Annotated in this window: 15 protein-coding genes; 10 read left to right on the forward strand and 5 right to left on the reverse strand. The window is 40.5% G+C overall.

Going from position 1 to position 19,758, the window contains the following annotated elements; all coding sequences use genetic code 11:
• Positions 1 to 140: 140 nt before the first annotated feature.
• Positions 141 to 1,814 carry a thiamine pyrophosphate-binding protein gene (locus tag MHB50_RS20580; protein ID WP_339160743.1) on the forward strand — a complete coding sequence of 558 codons (1,674 nt, stop codon included), beginning with the start codon at positions 141 to 143 and terminating at the stop codon, positions 1,812 to 1,814.
• A 77-nt stretch (positions 1,815 to 1,891) separates the two neighbouring features.
• Entirely contained in the window at positions 1,892 to 3,364 is a 1,473-nt protein-coding gene (locus MHB50_RS20585) for an aldehyde dehydrogenase family protein (protein WP_339160745.1), read from the forward strand.
• A gap of 177 nt (positions 3,365 to 3,541) precedes the next feature.
• Here the strand turns inward: MHB50_RS20585 and MHB50_RS20590 are convergent, their stop codons facing one another.
• The 3 genes from MHB50_RS20590 to MHB50_RS20600 form a co-directional block, all read right to left on the reverse strand.
• Complete coding sequence (locus tag MHB50_RS20590) at positions 3,542 to 5,167, reverse strand: FMN-binding glutamate synthase family protein (protein ID WP_340084638.1); 1,626 nt, start codon at positions 5,165 to 5,167, stop codon at positions 3,542 to 3,544.
• Between the two features lie 745 nt (positions 5,168 to 5,912).
• Positions 5,913 to 6,137, reverse strand: a complete 225-nt coding sequence (locus MHB50_RS20595) for a hypothetical protein (protein ID WP_339160749.1) — start codon at positions 6,135 to 6,137, stop codon at positions 5,913 to 5,915.
• A gap of 710 nt (positions 6,138 to 6,847) precedes the next feature.
• Positions 6,848 to 7,126 (reverse strand): transposase, encoded by a 279-nt coding sequence (locus MHB50_RS20600; protein ID WP_339160752.1) that lies wholly within the window; start codon positions 7,124 to 7,126, stop codon positions 6,848 to 6,850.
• Positions 7,127 to 7,344: 218 nt separating this feature from the next.
• On the opposite strand from MHB50_RS20600, the gene MHB50_RS20605 reads away from it, so the two are divergent.
• The 3 genes from MHB50_RS20605 to MHB50_RS20615 all read left to right on the forward strand — a co-directional run bounded on the left by MHB50_RS20605 (position 7,345) and on the right by MHB50_RS20615 (position 10,719).
• Positions 7,345 to 7,530: a hypothetical protein gene (locus MHB50_RS20605; protein ID WP_340084639.1), complete on the forward strand. Its 186-nt coding sequence runs from the start codon at positions 7,345 to 7,347 to the stop codon at positions 7,528 to 7,530.
• Between the two features lie 754 nt (positions 7,531 to 8,284).
• Positions 8,285 to 10,054, forward strand: a complete 1,770-nt coding sequence (locus tag MHB50_RS20610; protein ID WP_077112575.1) for a DUF4153 domain-containing protein — start codon at positions 8,285 to 8,287, stop codon at positions 10,052 to 10,054.
• A 323-nt stretch (positions 10,055 to 10,377) separates the two neighbouring features.
• Entirely contained in the window at positions 10,378 to 10,719 is a 342-nt protein-coding gene (locus MHB50_RS20615; RefSeq protein ID WP_077112573.1) for a zinc ribbon domain-containing protein YjdM, read from the forward strand.
• Positions 10,720 to 10,951: 232 nt separating this feature from the next.
• Here the strand turns inward: MHB50_RS20615 and MHB50_RS20620 are convergent, their stop codons facing one another.
• Positions 10,952 to 11,182: a hypothetical protein gene (locus MHB50_RS20620; protein WP_340084640.1), complete on the reverse strand. Its 231-nt coding sequence runs from the start codon at positions 11,180 to 11,182 to the stop codon at positions 10,952 to 10,954.
• Positions 11,183 to 13,676: 2,494 nt separating this feature from the next.
• On the opposite strand from MHB50_RS20620, the gene MHB50_RS20625 reads away from it, so the two are divergent.
• The 3 genes from MHB50_RS20625 (at position 13,677) to MHB50_RS20635 (ending at position 15,683) form a co-directional block, all read left to right on the forward strand.
• Complete coding sequence (locus MHB50_RS20625) at positions 13,677 to 13,952, forward strand: biotin/lipoyl-binding protein (RefSeq protein ID WP_340084641.1); 276 nt, start codon at positions 13,677 to 13,679, stop codon at positions 13,950 to 13,952.
• Between the two features lie 225 nt (positions 13,953 to 14,177).
• A complete protein-coding gene (locus MHB50_RS20630) occupies positions 14,178 to 15,398 on the forward strand; it encodes an MFS transporter (RefSeq protein ID WP_340084642.1) in 1,221 nt (406 codons plus the stop codon).
• Between the two features lie 108 nt (positions 15,399 to 15,506).
• Complete coding sequence (locus MHB50_RS20635) at positions 15,507 to 15,683, forward strand: hypothetical protein (protein ID WP_340084643.1); 177 nt, start codon at positions 15,507 to 15,509, stop codon at positions 15,681 to 15,683.
• A 974-nt stretch (positions 15,684 to 16,657) separates the two neighbouring features.
• On the opposite strand, the gene MHB50_RS20640 is transcribed toward MHB50_RS20635, so the two are convergent.
• Positions 16,658 to 18,061, reverse strand: coding sequence for a PLP-dependent aminotransferase family protein (locus tag MHB50_RS20640; protein WP_340084644.1), 1,404 nt, complete (start codon positions 18,059 to 18,061; stop codon positions 16,658 to 16,660).
• Between the two features lie 121 nt (positions 18,062 to 18,182).
• On the opposite strand from MHB50_RS20640, the gene pdxS reads away from it, so the two are divergent.
• Together pdxS and pdxT are read left to right on the forward strand one after the other, a co-directional pair.
• Complete coding sequence (pdxS, locus tag MHB50_RS20645) at positions 18,183 to 19,070, forward strand: pyridoxal 5'-phosphate synthase lyase subunit PdxS (RefSeq protein ID WP_077112555.1); 888 nt, start codon at positions 18,183 to 18,185, stop codon at positions 19,068 to 19,070.
• A gap of 45 nt (positions 19,071 to 19,115) precedes the next feature.
• The gene (pdxT, locus tag MHB50_RS20650) at positions 19,116 to 19,694 is read left to right on the forward strand and encodes a pyridoxal 5'-phosphate synthase glutaminase subunit PdxT (protein ID WP_340084645.1); all 579 of its coding nucleotides are present in this window, start codon (positions 19,116 to 19,118) and stop codon (positions 19,692 to 19,694) included.
• Positions 19,695 to 19,758: the final 64 nt, after the last annotated feature.

The following is a 19,758-nucleotide window of genomic DNA, read 5'->3' on the forward strand; positions in this document are numbered from 1 at the left end:
GGTGGATGATAGAGATTCGTATGAGGGCCAAAGTTACCCGGCTCCGTGGATGCAGTTATACAGTTTAGATCCATTTTGAAGTACAATGAAGTTTTTACGATAGAAAGAAATAAAGAATGAACATCTTGGGAGGGCTTATCATGAATAATCAAAAAGCATACACAGTTTCAGATGCCATTGTGGAAGAGTTGGTGAGAGCGGGAGTTGAGGTAGTTTACGGGATTGTCAGTATTCATAACATGCCGATCTATGATGCGATGCTCCGCAGCGGAAAAATCCGCATCGTCACTGCGCGCGGAGAAAGCGGGGCGGTCAATATGGCTGACGCCTATGCTCGTGCGACAGGGAAATTGGGAGTTGTGCTAACGAGCACGGGAGCCGGTGCGGGAAATGGCGCGGGTTCATTGACGGAATCATGGAACGCCGGTACTCCGCTTCTCCATATCACAGGGGAAGCAGATTCCCATTACATTGGAACAGATCAACGTTATATCCACGAATGTAAAGATCAATTGAAGATGATGGATGGGGCGAACAAAGCGGCGTATCTCTTGAAGAGACCGAAGCAGATCACGCCATTTATGCGTAAAGCGATCGAAGAGGCATTAACAGTTCCAACAGGGCCTGTTACTGTACAAATTCCAACAAATTTCCAGCCGCTGATCATTCCGCGCAATCTATTAATAGAAGTAGGAACTGTTCAAGATACGAAAGTGAAAATTAATCTGCCGGCCGAAGTAGTTGAAAAAATTGCAACAGCCAAAAGGCCGATTGTGTGGGCAGGCCATGGCGTCATCGCTTCAGGCGCATCGGAGGAACTTCTGGCATTGGTTGAAAAAATCCAGCCTGCTGTTGTGACAAGTGAGGCGGGAAAAGGCTCCATTCCCGAAAATCACCCGCTTTGTATCGGCAATTTTGCCTTTTTTACGCAATTCGAGGAGCTCTTGAAAAAGTCGGATTTGCTGATCAGCATAGGCGTCCGTTTCCGTGGTGGAGAGACAAATGGCTGGACATCTCCGTTACCTGAAAACCACATTAATATTGATGCGGATCCAAATGCGTTTAACCGTAACTTTGATACACTTTATGGATTGGTCGGTGACGCCAAGGCAGTTTTGCAAGAGATCAACAACGCGCTGGCCGAGAGGGAATTAACGCCGGATACCGCTTATGTGGATGAAGTCAAAGCTGTCCGTCAAGCAGTGCGTGACGATCTTTGCAGTTCCATTAAGCCTTATGGTGATATAGCTGCGATTATGCGTAAACAGCTTCCTGATCATACAGTCCTGATAACGGATGTGACGATCCCCGGCTATACTTGGGGGAATAAACTGGTTGACGTCCACGAGCCGAGAAATTACCTTTACATGGCAGGCGGAGGAATCGGACAGGGCTTGCCAATGGCAATCGGTGCCAAAATTGGCCAGCCGGATAAGCCGGTCGTACTCATCGCGGGAGATGGAGGCTTTATGTTGAATGCCGGTGAAATGATTACGGCGACCCAAGAAGATGCGCCCATTATTGTCCTGCTATTCGATGATGGCGGCTACGGTATTTTAAGGTACTACCAGGAAGCCGCTTACGGCAGACGCGCGGCTGTTGATTTGAAAAATCCCGATTTCGTCATGATGGCAAAATCAATGGGCTTTGAAGCAGAAAAAGCAAGTTCCGTTCAGGAGTTTGAAAAAGGATTGGCAAACGCGCTTGCCAGCCAAAAACCTTATATGGTTGTTATTGATGTGGAGGCAGTAGGTACGCTCCATTATAAAGACTCCGAGGAATATATCGCATCTTTCCGTCCGCACGGGGAATAAACAATCTGTCGTCATCCTCTTTGGAACATGAGAATGATCGTCTGCATGAAAAGCTGAAAACAGGAGGCATCATGGTTATGACACTAAACTTGAAACTATATATAAACGGAGAATGGATAGAGTCTAATAATCCGGACAAGCAGGATATCTTAAACCCTGCCAATCAGCAAATCATCGCCAAAGCACCGAAAGCGACGAAGGAAGAGACAGAAAAAGCGATTCATATGGCAAAAACAGCATTTGAAAGCGGCGTTTGGTCAGAAAGGACTCCCCAGGAAAGGGCGCAAACGTTGCTGGAGATCGCTGAAAAAATGGAAGAGAGTATGGACGAGCTTGCGGATTTGGAAATGCAAAACAATGGGAAAACAAGACGGGAAGCACAAGCGGATGCTGCTGAGGCAGCTAACACTTTCCGCTATTATGCGGGACTGCTCAATCAGCCGAATGGACAAATATATGAAGCGTCACAAGATATGCAAACGATGATCGTAAAAGAACCAATGGGGGTTGCGGGCTTAATTGTTCCCTGGAATTTCCCGCTATTGATGAGCGTCTGGAAAATGGCTCCCGCCTTAGCCGCGGGAAACTCCATTATTTTAAAGCCGGCTGAAATCACCCCGTTGACGGCTGTAAAAGTGTTTGAGCTGATGGATCAAACAAGTTTACCCAAGGGAGTGGCCCATTTAGTGATGGGTTCAGGAGCCATCGTTGGTCAAACGATTGCTGAAAGCGATCATGTGGACATTGTTTCCTTTACGGGAAGCACGGGCGTTGGACGCCAGATTATGAAGGCGGCAACAGGCAATCTGAAAAAAGTTTCCCTCGAACTGGGAGGGAAATCACCGAACATTATTTTTGATGATGCTGACCTTGAAACAGCGGTTGACTATGCGCTTTTCGGTATTTTTATGGGAGCTGGACAGGTCTGCTCGTCAGGGAGCCGCATTTTGGTGCAAGAAGGAATCTACGATAAGTTTGTTACAACATATGTGGCAAGAGCCAAAGCAATCAAAGTCGGGCCGGGAAATGAAGAAAGCTCGGAAGTGGGCGCGATCGTCAGTAAAAAGCATATGGAAAGCATTTTGGAATATATCCGGATTGGAAAAGAAGAAGGAGCCACACTTTTATGCGGAGGGAAGCGCATAGAGCGGGACGGGATGGAGAAAGGCTTTTTTATCGAGCCGACCGTTTTTACAGATGTAACCAGTGACATGCGGATCGTCCGGGAAGAAATCTTCGGTCCCGTAGTGGTCATCCAAAAGTTCAAAGACGAAGAAGAAGCAATCAAGCTGGCAAACGATACAGAATTCGGTCTTGCGGGCGCGGTATTTTCCAAAGACCAACATAAAGCCATGCGCGTCATTCAAAAAGTGCGTGCAGGAATTACGTGGGTGAATACCTACCATTTGACAAACGTCCAGGCTCCATGGGGAGGCTACAAACAGAGCGGTATCGGCAGAAGCCTTGGGACGTATGGGCTGGATGAATACCAGGAAACAAAGCAAATCAATATCAGCCTGAATCCTCAACCGATTCAATGGTTTGAATAAGAAAGGCAGGCTCAGCTTGTAGAGAAAATAGGTGTGTTTTTTCTCTACAAGCTTTTTTATTTTGTGTTTTTACAATATGTTCATCTGACGTCACCCTTTTTCTTAACATCGAGTCCATTTGTATTGTCTCTTTCGTATTCCGGTTTTTCACCAATCTCGGTCAGTCAAAGAAGCCATTCAAAACAAAGTAGAATGTTGTTCCTCCCGGTTTTCTATTTGTTGCTCAATTTCATTCATAATGTTTTCCAGTGAATGGACGACACCTTTATCGTCTTTAAACATGACGTGTTTGGGAGAAAAATGAACGGGAGAATCCAATCCGGCGGCTGCGGAAATCCGGAATAGCCCTTTTCGGAGTGTGATGAGATAATTGGCGGCCCGATGCTTCTTTTCGTTAATGACTAATGCCTTTTGCAGTAAAGGGTCGGTTGTGGCAACTCCAACGGGACAGATATTGGATTGGCATTTTAATGTTTGAATGCAACCGACAGATATCATGAAGCCTCTGGCAATTTGCACAAGATCGGCGCCCATGGCGAGCGCTATAGCCACCCGGTCCGGGGTAAAAAGCTTGCCGGACGCAATTATTTTGACGCGATCCCGGACACCGTATTTTTGAAGTGTCGATACGAGGATGGGAAGGCCCGACTTCACAGGCAAACCAACGCTGTCTGCCAGTTCTTGATAAGAGGCTCCCGTTCCGCCTTCCCCGCCGTCTATTGAAATAAAATCCGGTCCTTTTCCCATCTTTCGCATGTAACTGGCCAACTCTAAAACGCTGTCGTTTCCCCCAATGACTATTTTGATTCCGACAGGTTTTCCGGTCGTTTCTCTGATTTTCTCAATAAAGTCGCACATCGTTGGGACGTCGTGAAATTGACGGAAACGGTTTGGGCTGTCCAAAGATGTATATGGCTTTACTTTGCGAATGGCGGCTACCTCTGGATTTACTTTTTCCGCATCAATATGGCCGCCGCGGACTTTTGCGCCTTGCCCCAGTTTTATTTCAAAGGCCTTTACTTGCGGGATTTCGCTTTTTCTTTTTAACTCCTCCCAATCGACATCCCCGTCCGGGTTTCGAATACCAAATAAGCCGGGCCCGATTTGCACCATAAGATCAACGCCGCCTTCAAGGTGATAGGGGGATAATCCTCCCTCCCCGGTATTCATCCACGTTCCTTTTGCCATGGAGAGTCCTTTTGATAAAGCAGTAATGGCATGTTTTCCCAGTGCCCCGTAACTCATCGCCGACATGCCGATAAGCCCTTTCAGGATAAATGGATGCTTGAGCCCGGCTCCAATGACGACAGCATCATTATCGTGCAGTAGATACGCCGATGACTTATCCTCCTCCCATTTTTCAACCCTTTGTGTAAAAAGAGGGTCCTTAATAAGTAAATACTTTTGGGTCAATGCCAAGGTTTCAGTGTCTACTTTCAATTCTTCTGTCAGTTTTGGAAACAGATCATTTCGGACGTAATAGCCTTCTTCTTCAAAATCACGTTTAGAGCCAAACCCGATCGCATCCCGCTTGTATTTTGCGCTCCTCACAATATGTTCATAGTCGTCTCTTGAGTAAGGCCTTCCCTCTGTATCGCTATTAAACCAATATTGGCGCATTTCCGGCCCGATTTTTTCTAGAAAATACCGGACCCTGCCAAGCACCGGATAATTCCTTAAGATGGAATGCATCTTCTGATTTCTGTCAAATAGAAGCAAATATGCAAAAAGAAAGATGATTGTTCCAATGACAAAGATGCTAGTCATAAAGCCAATCACGATGAACATATGTGCAAGATCCATGTTGACCTCCAATTTAGTACAAGTTATAAAGCCAGATCGTCTGTAGAAAGTAGTATTTCCATTCTTGTTGTAATCATTTATTCGGGAGAGAAGTTTGAACGATGGAGCATCATCCATCGTCGGCACGCGAGAAACGGGCTTTGATGCTATTTGAGATACTGAATAACAAAATAACAAAAGTCATTCAGTATTATTTTTTGTTAATTATAAATACAAACGTAAGCTTCATGTTATGGGAGAGGTATTCAGGATACTAAAATAGTCAATACCATCATTTTGGACTGGTCCATCATCATCCCACAGTGGTGAGCATAGCAGGAGTTCCTACCGCCTGAAAAACCACCTTGTGAAAGAGAATAAAGAAAGTAATGGCCAGTAATGGTATGTTCATGGGTGACGAATGGTTTGATCTACGTGAAGGTAATCTGTATATAGTCAATTATTAGGGGGGGGCTGTAGCCATTGCCTCTTATCATAATTGTACATATCATAATTGTACATATCATTGTTGACTTTTATACATTGGATTCTATCTCCTTTATACTGACTTATCCTAGAAGAAATGAATTGAATAATTTACAGAGGGTAATGGTAGTATAAGGATAATGTATGATAGATTGTAAAGCGGGAATGAAGGAGGAAAGTCTGAAATACTCCCATAATTACTTCTAAAATTAAAGCCGCATGCCAAATAATCCATCCAAGATGACTTTTCAAAAAAATTATAAACCAATAGCGAATGTATCTAAGTTGCTTTAGTTTCTGGCATAGCAATGAGAAAACCTTGAGATATCACGAGTGCAATTGCTTGTTCGACCGTGATCTCACGGCTTACAGGGAGAGCATCTGATTTTTTGTATAACTCTGGATTATAAGGTTCTTTTTTCTTCAACATGTGATAAATTGCAGTTAACAACATTCGTGCAATGGCGATAATGGTACGTTTGTGACCGCGGCGTTTTTGATTCATGCGTAGCGATTCCTTATTTCCGGATGCTTTTCGCTTTTGACTACAGCGGCAGTACACTGTACCAAAAGGGGTTTGATATAGACCACCGCTCTGGAAACCCTTACTGACTTTTTTCTTGCCGGCACTTTCGTTATTTGTAGGTGTTAGCCCTGCTCAAGAATAGAGATGCTTAGCTGTCGGAAACACGTCCATACAAACACCTATCTCAGAAATCACGGCAATGGCAGAGAAGATGTTCTTAAAAGACGGAGCAGTTAAGATCAAGTTAATTTCATCCATGTAGGGCTCTGCAAGAGAAAATATCTGTTTTTCAAGGTCAGCTTTTCGTGCAGAAGGTTTTCTACATGCTGTTTAATAACCGTTAGTTTTCCAAATTGTTCGGGTGTTATAAGACCATTATTGGCAAGTTTTAGTTCTGGAATTTTATGATCCATGGAACCATGAATAAGTGATTTAATATCAAAATCGGGTGTCTGTCGGGTCTTCTAATAGTTTGTCAATGATATTTATGGAACTTTTTCCAAACGTATCAGAAACAACACTTCCAAGCTGAAGATTAGAAACCGTTAAGCTGTTTTGAAATCGGTTTTTTTCACTGGATGTAAAATGAATCAGTTAAAGCGATAGCCCATCAAATCACAAAGCTGTTGAATAGCTAGCGGAAGCATAAAGCTTTCAGCAACAAGATCATGTTTTAATAAATCCGCAATCTATTTATCATCTTTTTTGTCGGTCTTCTTGCCACGAATGGCTTTGACGTATTTTGGATGTGCCAGTGTGATGTTGCAGGAATCTTCTAGTATATTAAACACGGGAATCCAATATTTCCCGGTAGATTCCATACAAACATCTTTACAATTGTTCTTACAAAGCCACTGCGACAGCTCCACCAATCTTTTTGTAAAAGTTGAAAAGCGACGGTGTTTGTAAGTTGTGACATTTTTTATTAGTTGAAGCAATACAGGCAACAACAAAGGTTTTGTGGACATCAATTCCACTCATGTTATACAAAGAGAAGTCTACGTCCTCGAAGTCACACTTGTTTGTGCTTGAAAAGGCAATCTACACATATAAACATGCTTTTCCGCTATCGGAATGGCCCACTCCTGTGCATCCCTATACATCTACAATAATAAAAAAGTGCTCCGCACAACTATATTTCATGCAATTTTGTGCTTTGAGCGAGAGTGAAAGGATGGTTATAAAGATGTTTAAAAGAAAAAATTTAGAATGTGATAATTGTAAAAGAGAAATCCAACCAAACGAGGAATTAGTCGTTCATTTAACTCTCCCAGAGACTAAGAAGATGCCAGTAGGTGTCTTAGATAAGATTTTAAAAAAACATGCTAATGAAATTTATTGTAAGAGATGTTTTAAAATTATAAGTTCATAAAATAATAGTGTGGGAAGTGCATATTGAGCAGGATGATCCTCTTCGTTATCAAAAGCTTGAAAAATTTTATGTGAATCGAGTAGAGAGGGGCTGTCCAAAAAGCCCCTAAAATAAATCAGGCGGAGGAAAACGGCTTGTTTTCCTTCGCCTGATTTGTAAGCGTAAAATAAAACACACATAGGAATCAAAGGTCATCCATGGAATAATCTTCTTAGACATAACTCGGGAGGTTATGCAATGATTCCGAAAAATAAAATAATTGAATGGAAAGTGCGATATACGCTTGTTAAGGGTCCAAGGAATTATATAAATAACGCTTTGCTGTTGGAGAATGAACTTTGTGAACGGGTTTTAGCTTGTAGAGAAAGCAGATTCTCTCCAAGCTTTTTTATTTTGTTTTGTGCCTATAGAATCCGGGAAAACAGGTGACAGGTACTTTTTTTGTTTGCAGTGCTCCGCAAGCTTCTTCCTTGATCGGTAATGAGATCGAACCAGCAATGAATCAGGTGCCGATTATCTTGAATCGCTACCGTAAGGAGGCATTTGCTTGGGTATTAGTCATTTTTTGATGATCGAATTGAAAAAATCGCGTTGAAGCTGAAAGAGGTTGTCGAATGGTTTTTGACAGATGTTTTTTACCAATTTCATACTTTTAAAAAACTATTATACAATGGAGAGGGAGGCAATTGTTTTTAAAAAGGCAATCGGCAAGGTAATATCGCGTTTGGACAAACGAAGAAAGGTGATGTGATTCGTGATTGAACGCTTAAAAAATAAGTTGATTGGAGTCGTGAAGGCTGTTGACCGCTACCCGTTAACGATGCTTTTTCTTGTGGCTGTTGCAACAGTGAACGTGATTTCCATACAAAATGAAAAGGAAGATTTTTCAAAGTATCTTTTTACGTTTGTGGTCGGAGCCATGCTGAGTGTTGTTGGCCAGCACGTGTATGAGCGTTTTTGCACAAAGGCAAGTGAACGCTTTATGCTGATGGGCGGCGCGATCCTTTTAACTGCTGGTTATTACTTTATGATTCCATCGGCATCCGCATTTAATATCGAAATTAGCATAAAAACGGCTGTTGCCATGTTTGCACTGCTCATGGCTTTTATTTGGGTTCCCGCTATTAAAAGCAAGGTAACCTTTAATGAAAGCTTTATGTCCGCTTTTAAAGCATTTTTTATCACGGCGCTTTTTTCAGCCGTTCTCGCTGGAGGCGTCAGCACCATCATTTTTGCGATCGATCAGCTTCTTTTTTCCATACATTATAAAGTCTACTCTCACGCCTTAAACATCATTTTTTCTTTGTTTGCACCGATCTTCTTTTTGTCCTTTACGCCCCCTTATCCAGGGAAAAAGGATACGAATCTATCAACAGATCAACTTGAAAAAATGGAAAGGGCCATTTCGGTTCCAAAAACGCTGGGTATTTTGATTTCTTACGTCATTATTCCGCTGACTGCGGTGTACACCATTATTTTATTTGTTTATGTCCTTTTAAATATTCGCGGGGATTTTTGGACGAATAACCTGCTTGAACCGATGCTTGTTTCCTATACGATTACCGTTATTTTCGTGTGTATTCTGGCCAGCAGCCTGGACAATCAATCCGCAATGATATTCAGGAGAATTTTTCCGAAGGTACTCATTCCGATCGTACTGTTTCAAACGATTGCTTCGATCTTAAAAATATCGGAAGCAGGAGTGACTCATGGACGCTATTATGTCATTATGTTTGGGATTTTCGCATTCATTTCAGGCATTATATTCAGCTTTTTCCCTGTTCGAAAAAATGGCTGGATTGCGGCTGTTTTGATCGTTTTTTCCGCTATATCGATCATTCCTCCCATAGATGCGTTTACAGTCAGCCGAACCAACCAGATAAATGTCCTGAAAGATACTCTGACTGAGAACGGCATGTTGGAAGAGGGCAAAATTGTACCGAACTCATCCATATCCGAGAAAGATAAAAAAACGATTACGAGAACGGTCAGTTATTTGGACAGCATGGATTATCTGAAAAAAATTGATTGGCTGCCGGATAACATTCTTTACGATGATCACTTTCAGAAAACCTTCGGTTTTCAAGCAGTATACGATGGAATAGACGGGGGCGGTAAATCACAATATGCCGATCTGGACTGGCAGGAAAGCCCTGTCGTGAATATAGAACCTTACGATCGAATGGTTCAACTGACGGTTAATAGTAAAGAAGTACAGCAAGTTCCAGTTGAAATCAATAACGTACATTATATATTGAAGCAAGAATTGGAAAGCGATGATATCATCCTCCGTTTGGTCGATGAACAGAACGCCGAACTGATAAAGGTTCATACAAAAGAAGTGTTTGCTGAAATCCTTGAGGATGAAGAAAGTTACGGGGGAGGCACCAAAATGCTGTCTGTAAAGAAAGCAACTGTTACCCGTGAGAACGACAAAGTAAGAATGGATTTGCTCATTACTTCTGTGAGTCATTATGACAATCAGTTTTTTGCAGATATGTTTGTACTACTTAAGATCAAATAAGCACCTTTGTGAATGGCACCCTCCATCGTGAGAAACGATCAAACGATGGGAGGTGCTTTCTAATGCCTTTCATTACAGCTTTAGAGAAAAGCGAGATGGGGATTTACTGAATGATCTGACTGTTATGGCTGGATTGGCTTTTATACAGCCGAGTTCGCTCGCAAGTTTGGAAAAAAGGGCGTCACTTTTTATATTGCTCTCCAAACGGGTATTTCGTAAGGGGGAGCTTGTCATTACAGGAAGACTGTGACAGTATAGGCATATAGGAAACAATTAACTATATTTTTTTGAAAATGTTAAATAGCGAAATGAGGAATGAGAAGATGACCAATTTGCCCAATTGCCCAAATTGTAATTCTGAATACACGTATGAGGATAGAGGATTTCTTGTTTGCCCGGAATGTGCCCATGAATGGCATCCGGAAATGAAAGCAGACAATATGGAAGAAGAGCAAGTAGTCAAAGACGCCAACGGCAATGTATTACACAATGGTGATACCGTTACAGTCATTAAAGATTTAAAAATAAAAGGAAGTTCGTCAGTCGTAAAAATGGGGACAAAGGTAAAGAATATTCGCCTCGTTGAAGGGGATCATGATATAGACTGTAAAATTGACGGCATCGGCGCCATGAAACTAAAATCGGAGTTTGTCAAAAAGATTTAAAAGGCTTTTGTGAGAAATGAGACTCTTAAAGCATTTACGGGTGAGTGAAGCCAAAAACAAAGATGTTTTGGTAAAAGAAAGAGTAGGGCTGGGACATAAGTAAATACGAAATAGCAAGGGGCTTGGACAAAACTAGCCAGAAATAATTAAAGAAAAAAGAGTGGCATACACTACATGAGCTGATGTATGCCACTCTTTTTCTAGTTTTGCTGGGTTTTGTCACAGCACCATTTTATAAATAAATCGCACAAAGAGCCGCAAAAGCACCTATTAAGAAGTAATCGTCACTATCTAATTTCTTACCGTCTTTAACAAATATATTTAAAAGCCAATGCAATTTTGTACCATCAGTCGTTTTTGCAATCAATTTTTTGCTGATGTTGTAGTACATTACTTTGTAGAGGGAGAATGCAATTGTACAGAACAAATAGAACGAGATAAACTTACCAAAAAACAAAAGCATTGCTGGTCACTCCCTCTTTTGAAGTCTTCAACCAACAACTTAATTTTACCAAAAATGTTTATAAGAGAAAAGGAGACGTTCTTAATCCTTATTTTATGGAAATTTTTGGGATCACTTGGAGGCTTTTCTAGTGGATAAATTCGATGATGACCTCTTGGTGTCTGCTTGCGTCAACGGAGATGGGGCGAAATAGATCACTGCCTGGCGGGAATACTTCCCCCCCAACTCCTTTTTTACCATTGACCGCTCCATGTGTGCGATTATCCAGAGCATCTTTCAGGATCATCCCTGTTACAGAGCTATTAAGAAATCACTCGCTGCCAATGATAGGCAAAAGCTGTTCCTTGAATTAAACAGCACAGTGGGAACCTTAGAGAAGAAAAGGAAAGAAGAAAGGATGGATGAGCTGATCAAACACCTGCAACTACGAGGGTGTTTTCCCGCCGCATGAGAAATAGCCGGTGCTGTCACATGTAGAATCCATTCGAAGAAGAAGCGTTTGGTTCGTCCGACATTTTGTGAGCTCATGTCTTCTGGAGAGAATCAGGGATTTCCTTTATAATTAGGCTCTTTATGATTTGTATCATGTGTGTATGTTTCCAGTGTAGGAAAGTAAAGTTCACTTCACCGAAAAGGCTTTGGGTTATGTCCGCTTCAACTGGCATTTCATGCTGTGATCAATGTTATTTGAAGCTGCTTGTGTTAAATTAAATGGAAAAATAGTAACTATTAATGTCATTGATATTAAAGATAAAAAACACTTTTTAATCATCAGAAGCACCTCTTTTTGTAATTTAAAATAATTAATTACTTGAAGCTCATACACTTCTTAACAAATTCTAGTATTGAGTCTTTTATACGTAGTAAAGGCTTTCTTAAAATCTTTATGGCGCTAGGTGTAAATAACGTGCAAAATTCTCCTGCATATGCGAAAATAATGATTATTAAAAATCATTATATTTGAGAAAGGAATAAAAGATGGGCAAAGATAATATTTTTTTAATTTTCCATTTTTTATTTTTATTTTTCGTTGGAGCTATCATTAGTTATTATGGAATTTATGTCTCTAATGACGATTGGAGCTATTATATAGGCTCATTAGGTGGAGCGCTAATTGGTTATGCAATAACCTCAAGTATCAAATTACAATTCTATTTTCGTAAGAACGATCGATAAAAGAGACCATTCTTGCTTCCTTTTTTCTTAAATGGATTATCCAAATTGGAAGAGGGGCCCATAAGTCAATTTTTCAACTTTAGGACACCTCTCTTTGTAATATTGCCAGCAGCTGAAGCAGTTACAAGTATAAAGCGATTCAGATTTCCCCCCAAAGATATACAGGCATTTGTAAATGAGTTACAAAAAAACAACCCACGTATTCAACTTGATAACGAATGCAACTAAAAAGTGAAAAGCAAAAGATAATAGTTTAGAAAGCGATTTCCTAAATCATTTTGAATAGCCAATTTTGTTAGGCCATTCAAAGTTCATTTTCTAGTTCATGGTTAAGCAATGATCATCCATATTTAGGGGAGATGTTTCAGACGCCTAAATCAGATTGGAAGTCTCTACAAAAGCTTTGCCTCCTTGGTGGACGCCCGAAGTGGCCGGAGCAAGTTTTTTGCTTTGAAATCTATCTGCACGATGGGTTGAAAGTTATTACACATACACAATGCCATAATGAACATACAAAAGAGTATTGGCTAACCGAAAAGTCTATGAGTTCGCTAAAAGGAAGCATCCAGAACAATAGGTGACGACACAAGGGATTGGTAGCCTCATGAACAGTAGTATTGCTTCTAATGTGTAAAGAACTGGCAATCAGTTTCATTTCAGTGGATTGACAGGTTTTTTCAAAACAAGATGTTTTTGTACTTATAAGGTAATAAGCACCGTTGGAGGTAATTTATATGTTACTAATCATATTTATGATCCTACTATTAATTGTTTCGGTTTACTTAATTTTTGCATTTTGGAAAGAGAGTCGAAAAACTGGTTATGTCATGATAATAGCCGCGGTCTACATACTAATCTTAATTATAGTTGCTTTCTTTTTAGAGTTTAAATCTTAGTAGGATAGGGGCTTGCAAAAAAACGTCTTTAAACCATCCCTTAAATCATTAAAGCACCCAAAATAATGTGAGAATGTATAGTGCTATTTTTGAAACAATGACAAAATAGGTTCATTGTTGTTGGCCTGGTTAATCCGATTTTAATTAATGCTTATTATAAATGTGGGAAAAATTATCAAGTCTAATGCGGGACTCAAGAAATAATCTTCAATGAGTACGTTTGTTCATTATTGTTACAAGGTGTCGTAACAGAAATTTTTGTTGTTACAACTATTTTCAGCAACAGTAACGTTAGTATTGGGGGCATTTTAATTGACGGGTGTCATCATTTTTGTTGTTGGATTGATCGGTTTTAATATTTAGAAAAGCAGTGCTGCGACTGCAAAATTGAATGTGAAGACGACGAGATTAGCCAAAAAAACATGCAGAAAACTGTGGTGACCCCGGGGACGCTAAAACTGGAAAGTGAACAATATATTTATGATCAACCTGAAAAAGGTGAGGTCAAGGAAATATTCGTCAAACCAGGTGATAAATTAAAGAAGGGTGATAAGTTGCTTGAATACAATAACCAACAGGTCAAACTGGAAAAAAGGCAACATCAACTGCAAATTAATTCTATTTATCTAGAATTGGGCCAAATTAAAAAACAACATGAAATGATGCCATTCAGGAAGAACATGACCAAATACATCTAGTATGCAACACTAGTGACATTTAAGCAAATATCGGTTATAAATTGAGGGAACAACTTGTCAACTCTTTTTTTAAGGAATTCGGTGTGTAGGTAACCTCAATTATCCTTAAAAGTCGAGGAGGGGATGTAAAGTTTTTTGTATTTTAAAACTAGTTAGTAAATAAAAGTTTTTTCAAGTTTTTATTAAAAACTTTTGACAATACGGTAAACATCGTAGGGGGTATGTATGATAAGAAACATAAAAAATTGGAAAAACTCAATATTGTTATTGTCTTCTATTGGAATTTCAAGTATTGGTGATTTCATTTATTTAGTAGCAATTAATATTATTATATTTCAACTTACAGGTTCAGCAGCAGCTGTAGCTGGGCTTTGGATCATTGGACCATTAACAAATATTGTAACGAAATTCTGGACCGGTAGCTTTATTGATTATCGAAGTAAAAGAAAAGTAATGATAGTAACGTACATAATTAGAGCTATTTTCATATTCTTAATTCCATTTGCACCAAACATGGCAGTTATTTACGGAATATTGATCATCCTAAGTGTGGCAAAAGCATTTTTTAATCCATCATCAATGACGTATATTGCTATTCTTGTTCCAAAAGAAAAAAGAAAAAACTTTAATTCGATTCGTTCATTTATAAGTTCAGGAGCCTTTATAGTCGGCCCTGCAGTCGGTGGTTCATTAATATTATTAACATCTGTTGAAATAACATTATGGCTTAATGGTATATTTTTTTTAATTTCAGTAGTTTTATTGTTATTTCTTCCTGAAAAAGAAAACATTGATAAAGAAACAATTCCAACATTGACTATTGCACAAGTTGTTCGGGATTTTACGGTCGTTCAGAAATTCATGTTAAACAACAAATATGTAAATTTTGTGTATCTTGGTTTTATCATGATTATGATATTTTCTTTTGCCATGGATGCACAAGAGGTTGTTTTCACTCAACAGGTGATAGGTCTATCTGAATTTGAATATAGTTTATTAATTAGTATAACAGGAATTGGTTCTGTTGTAGGGGCTTTTTTATTATCCATTTTTTCAAATAGATTTTCACTTAGATATATGATTTCTATTGGGTTAATCATGACGACGATAGGCTATGTAATCTATGCATTTTCCTGGTCTTTTACTTCTATTGTTGTTGGTTTCGTCATCTTAGGGTTCTTTAATGTATTTTTAAATGCAGGAATCATGACCTTTTATCAAAACAATGTTCCTATTGATGTAATGGGTAGAGTTACAAGCATTTACCAGCTAATCCAAAGCGCTATTCAAGTAATATTTATTTTAGCAATTGGGGTTGTATCAGACATTTTTTCCTTGCGATTTACAATGGTCATTTTGGCACTAGTTATGTTGCTATCATCTATTTTGTTTGCAATTTCAGTTTTAAAGCCTAATAAAAAGAACTTTTATAGAGAAGATGTATAAAGGAGAATTAAATTTAGACATAAATCCGTAATTAAATTATAAACACCAAAAAGCTAGTAAAATTAACTATAATCTGTTCATGGCATTCTAAAAATGTTGGGAAAGCTTATGAAAAAAAGTGACTTTTCTCTGTTAAACGAAGCTACAGCCAATGGTTATCCAAGTGCCGAAGATATCCAGGACATTTTTCACTCTCTGATTCATCAGAAAGACCCGCATATTGCCATTACACCAAAATCGACCTTTCCTGTTATGCCTGACATCACAAGAGACTACCCCTTATGACACCTTCTTTCGGGAGAGAGGAAAATGACGTAAAGCACCGAGAGGAAAGAAAGGTCAACCTGTTGCCAAAAACAGGCGCAGCTGCCTAAAACAAGTACTGCTCCTTTCCAGTGGAACATATCCAAACTCCCCAGGGAATAGACCGAAAGACCATTCTAGATGGCGGCTTTATCAATGAGAAAGAAAACTTGATCTTATAAAGGAGTCGGCACATACCTGGCTACCTTAATTTGCCTAATTGCCATAAATAACTTTGGCAGCAGAGTCAGATTCTATACGGTAGCAGGCTTGATGAACCAATTATTCGAAGCAATATCAGCTACTTAACGCCACTACAATTAGAAGATTCCTGCCGTAAAGATGCAGCTTGATCAGAAGAAACCATTCAGCTTATTTATTCATCCTAAATCTACACATTTTTTAAACGACATCCATGTGTAGTATTTCCTGTATCCGGCGAAAGCTGTCAAGTGCGTTCTATCGCTTGACTGGTTTCGCCGGATGCAGGACACTCCATGAATGGATGCAGTCCTGAAACGGGCTTAACCTTTTTGTGTCCGGAATATTGCGTATATTCATATCTTCCGTTATAAGGACTCCTTATTGCATTCATAATACGGTTGGCAAGTGGTATACATTTTTAATTGCCATTTTCAAAGCTACAATACTTTGATTTGTTCATGGGGCAGTTTTTTTTATTCCTTGTTGATAGAGCAGTCTGGTGCAGAATGTCCCTCACTTGCTTCTTTTTCACGCGGTAATTAATCGGTAATAGTATATGAAACGAGAAATGTTCAATTTTTTTAATGCTAATTTTATGGCGTGTCTTTTTTGGAGCCATTTTTTAGCTGCTTCTTTTTTTAGCAAGTGAGGATTTACTTTTTACAATCCTCCGCAAAAATGGATCCTTTTCCCCTAATATTTTTTCATAAGTTGGTTGTTCACTTGACTTACATCCCCATTAAGTTCTACAGTTATGAAATTCCCCAGCTCTTTAATAACGATGTAATAGCTGCTTCTAATTCATCCTCTGGTATTCCGGCAAATCCAAGAATCATTTTTGGCGGATGTTCCACCTTTTTCTCCAGTGAATAAGAGGAGAGGGGGTGGATTTTCATCTTGGCATTCACGGCTTTTTGAACGAGGTCTTGTTCATTCATGCCATTTTTGACGACAAGGACAATGTGAAGGCCAGAGTGCTCGCCGATGACTTCGACTTTGTTCTGATAAGGCTTTAGGATGTCCAATGTTTTTTCTAATTTTTTGCGGTAAATTTTCCTCATTCTGTTCAGATGCCTTTCGAAATCTCCTTTTTTCATAAACTGGGCAAGGATGTGTTGGTCAATCCTAGAGACCGAACAGTGATAAAAGAAAATGTCCGCATCTTTATATCTTTGTAATAGTTCCTGGGGAAGAACCATGTAGCTGATCCGCAAAGAAGGGATAAGTGATTTGGAAAAGCTCCCCAGGTAAATGACTTTTTCACTATGGTCCATGCTTTGCAGGGAGGGGATCGATTTTCCGCTATAGCGGAACTCACTGTCATAGTCGTCCTCTATAATGTAGCGGTTTGCATGACCCGCCGCCCAATTTAACAGCTTGATCCGCCGGTTGACAGAAAGGACAGATCCATATGGGAAGTGATGGGAGGGCGTTACATAAACAACGTTAATCCCGGTTTGGTCAAGCGTATCCACTTTGACCCCTTCGTCATCGACCTCGAGAGGATACACTTCGTTTTGATGGCTTTTTAAAATATGAGAGATGACATGGTAGCCCGGGTCTTCCACTCCATACACCGTTTTTTTAGGAAACAATAAAATAAGTTGTTGTAAAAGAAAATCACTGCCGGCACCAACCACAATTTGTTCGGGAGAGCATTGCACTCCTCTCGCATGATATAAGTAATGGGCAATCTCCCGGCGAAGCTCAAATTCACCTTGCTTGTCGCCCAATAAAAGGAGTGCGTGGTGCTGTTCGTCAATTGTGTCTTTGGCGTATTTCCGCCATTTGGCAAACGGGAAGTGTTTCGTATCGATCCTGCTGGGAAGGAAATGATATTTCATGTTTTCTTTTTCGTCTGTCGGCACATATGAGGTGGCGGATGCTGTTTGTACATACTCCAAATCTTCATAGGCAAGCACAAAATACCCTTTTCGCGGAATTCCTTCGACATAGCCTTCTGCCATTAGTTGATCGTAGGCAGCTTCCACTGTATTTTGGCTGATTTTTAAAAAGTCCGCGAGCTTTCGCTTAGACGGCAATTTGGAGCCATACTCCAGGCGGCCTTCGGTAATTTCTTTTTTAATATATAAATAGAGTTGTTCGTATAAAGGTACGTCTATAGATCGGTTTAAATTGCAAGATAACATATCCATTTTTTTAACTCCTCCTTATCTGACCCTGTTATTTTTATGAAAACTGACACTTTTAACAGAGTCACTTACTTTCTATAATAATGGGAAATGAAACAAATCACAACTTTAAGGAGTGGGGAACATGGGAAAACAACTGGGAACTGAGACGGTTAAAAGAGGAATGGCGCAAATGCAAAAAGGCGGCGTCATTATGGACGTAGTCAATGCGGAGCAAGCGAAAGTCGCGGAGGCTTCCGGCGCAGTGGCCGTTATGGCGTTGGAAAGAGTGCCATCTGATATCCGCGCGGCAGGAGGCGTGGCCAGAATGGCTGACCCGAGAATCGTTGAAGAAGTGATGAACGCCGTATCCATTCCGGTTATGGCAAAATGCCGGATCGGCCACATTGTGGAAGCAAGAGTGTTAGAAGCGATGGGCGTAGATTATATTGACGAAAGTGAAGTACTGACACCTGCGGATGAAGAATTTCATCTTTTAAAAAGTGATTATACCGTACCATTCGTATGCGGATGCAGGGATTTGGGAGAAGCCGCCCGCCGGATCGGGGAAGGGGCCGCCATGCTGCGGACAAAAGGGGAGCCTGGAACGGGCAACATCGTGGAAGCTGTTCGCCATATACGCAAAGTCAATGCGCAAGTACGTAAAGTTGCCAGAATGAACGATGATGAGCTGATGACAGAAGCGAAAAATCTTGGAGCACCGTATGAAATCCTTAAGCAAATCAAAGAAGAGGGCAGGTTGCCGGTTGTTAATTTTGCGGCAGGCGGTGTTGCCACTCCCGCAGATGCGGCGCTGATGATGGAACTTGGCGCGGACGGTGTATTTGTCGGATCAGGCGTCTTTAAATCCGAAAACCCTGAAAAATTCGCAAGTGCCATTGTACAAGCAACGACATACTATACGGATTATGATCTAATCGGCAAGCTTTCCAAAGAATTGGGCGCGGCGATGAAAGGGATCGATATTAATAAGCTCAGTCTTGAAGAGAGAATGCAAGAGCGCGGCTGGTAGAAGTGCTGCCGCTTGACTATTTTTTACATGAAGGGAGGTCGAACGATGACAACAATTGGCGTGCTGGGATTGCAAGGTGCGGTAATAGAACATTTGAAACAAGTAAACGCTTTGGGATTAAACGGAATCATCGTGAAGAAACCGGAGCAGCTTCAGGAAATAGATGGGCTCATTTTGCCTGGCGGAGAAAGTACAACAATGAGAAGACTCATTGATCAATATGGTTTTCTTCAGCCACTTAAACATTTTTCCAAGCCGATTTTGGGCACTTGCGCCGGATTGGTGCTTGTTGCAAAAGAAATCGCCGATTCCGATAAAGCCCATCTTCCATTAATGGATATCAAAGTGAAACGGAACGCTTTCGGCCGCCAAGTAGAAAGCTTTGAAACGGAGCTTGATGTCAAAGGGCTGGGTAAACCTTTGACGGCTGTGTTTATTCGTGCCCCTTACATCGAAACGGCAGGTGAAGGGGTGGAAGTGCTTGCCACTTATGATGGATATCCGGTGGCCGCAAAGCAAGGAAGCATCCTTGTGAGTGCTTTTCATCCTGAGTTGACAGGGGACAGGCGTTTCCTTGCAATGTTTGTCCAGATGGTAAAAGAAATGAATCCGGCAGTTCCTTAAGGGATGTGCGGACTGCTATTTCCAATCAAATACTAGCCACAAAAATAGTGGTCCGCCATCTATT

The sequence above is a fragment of the Siminovitchia sp. FSL H7-0308 genome, assembly GCF_037980985.1.
Lineage (GTDB): Bacteria > Bacillota > Bacilli > Bacillales > Bacillaceae_C > Siminovitchia > Siminovitchia thermophila.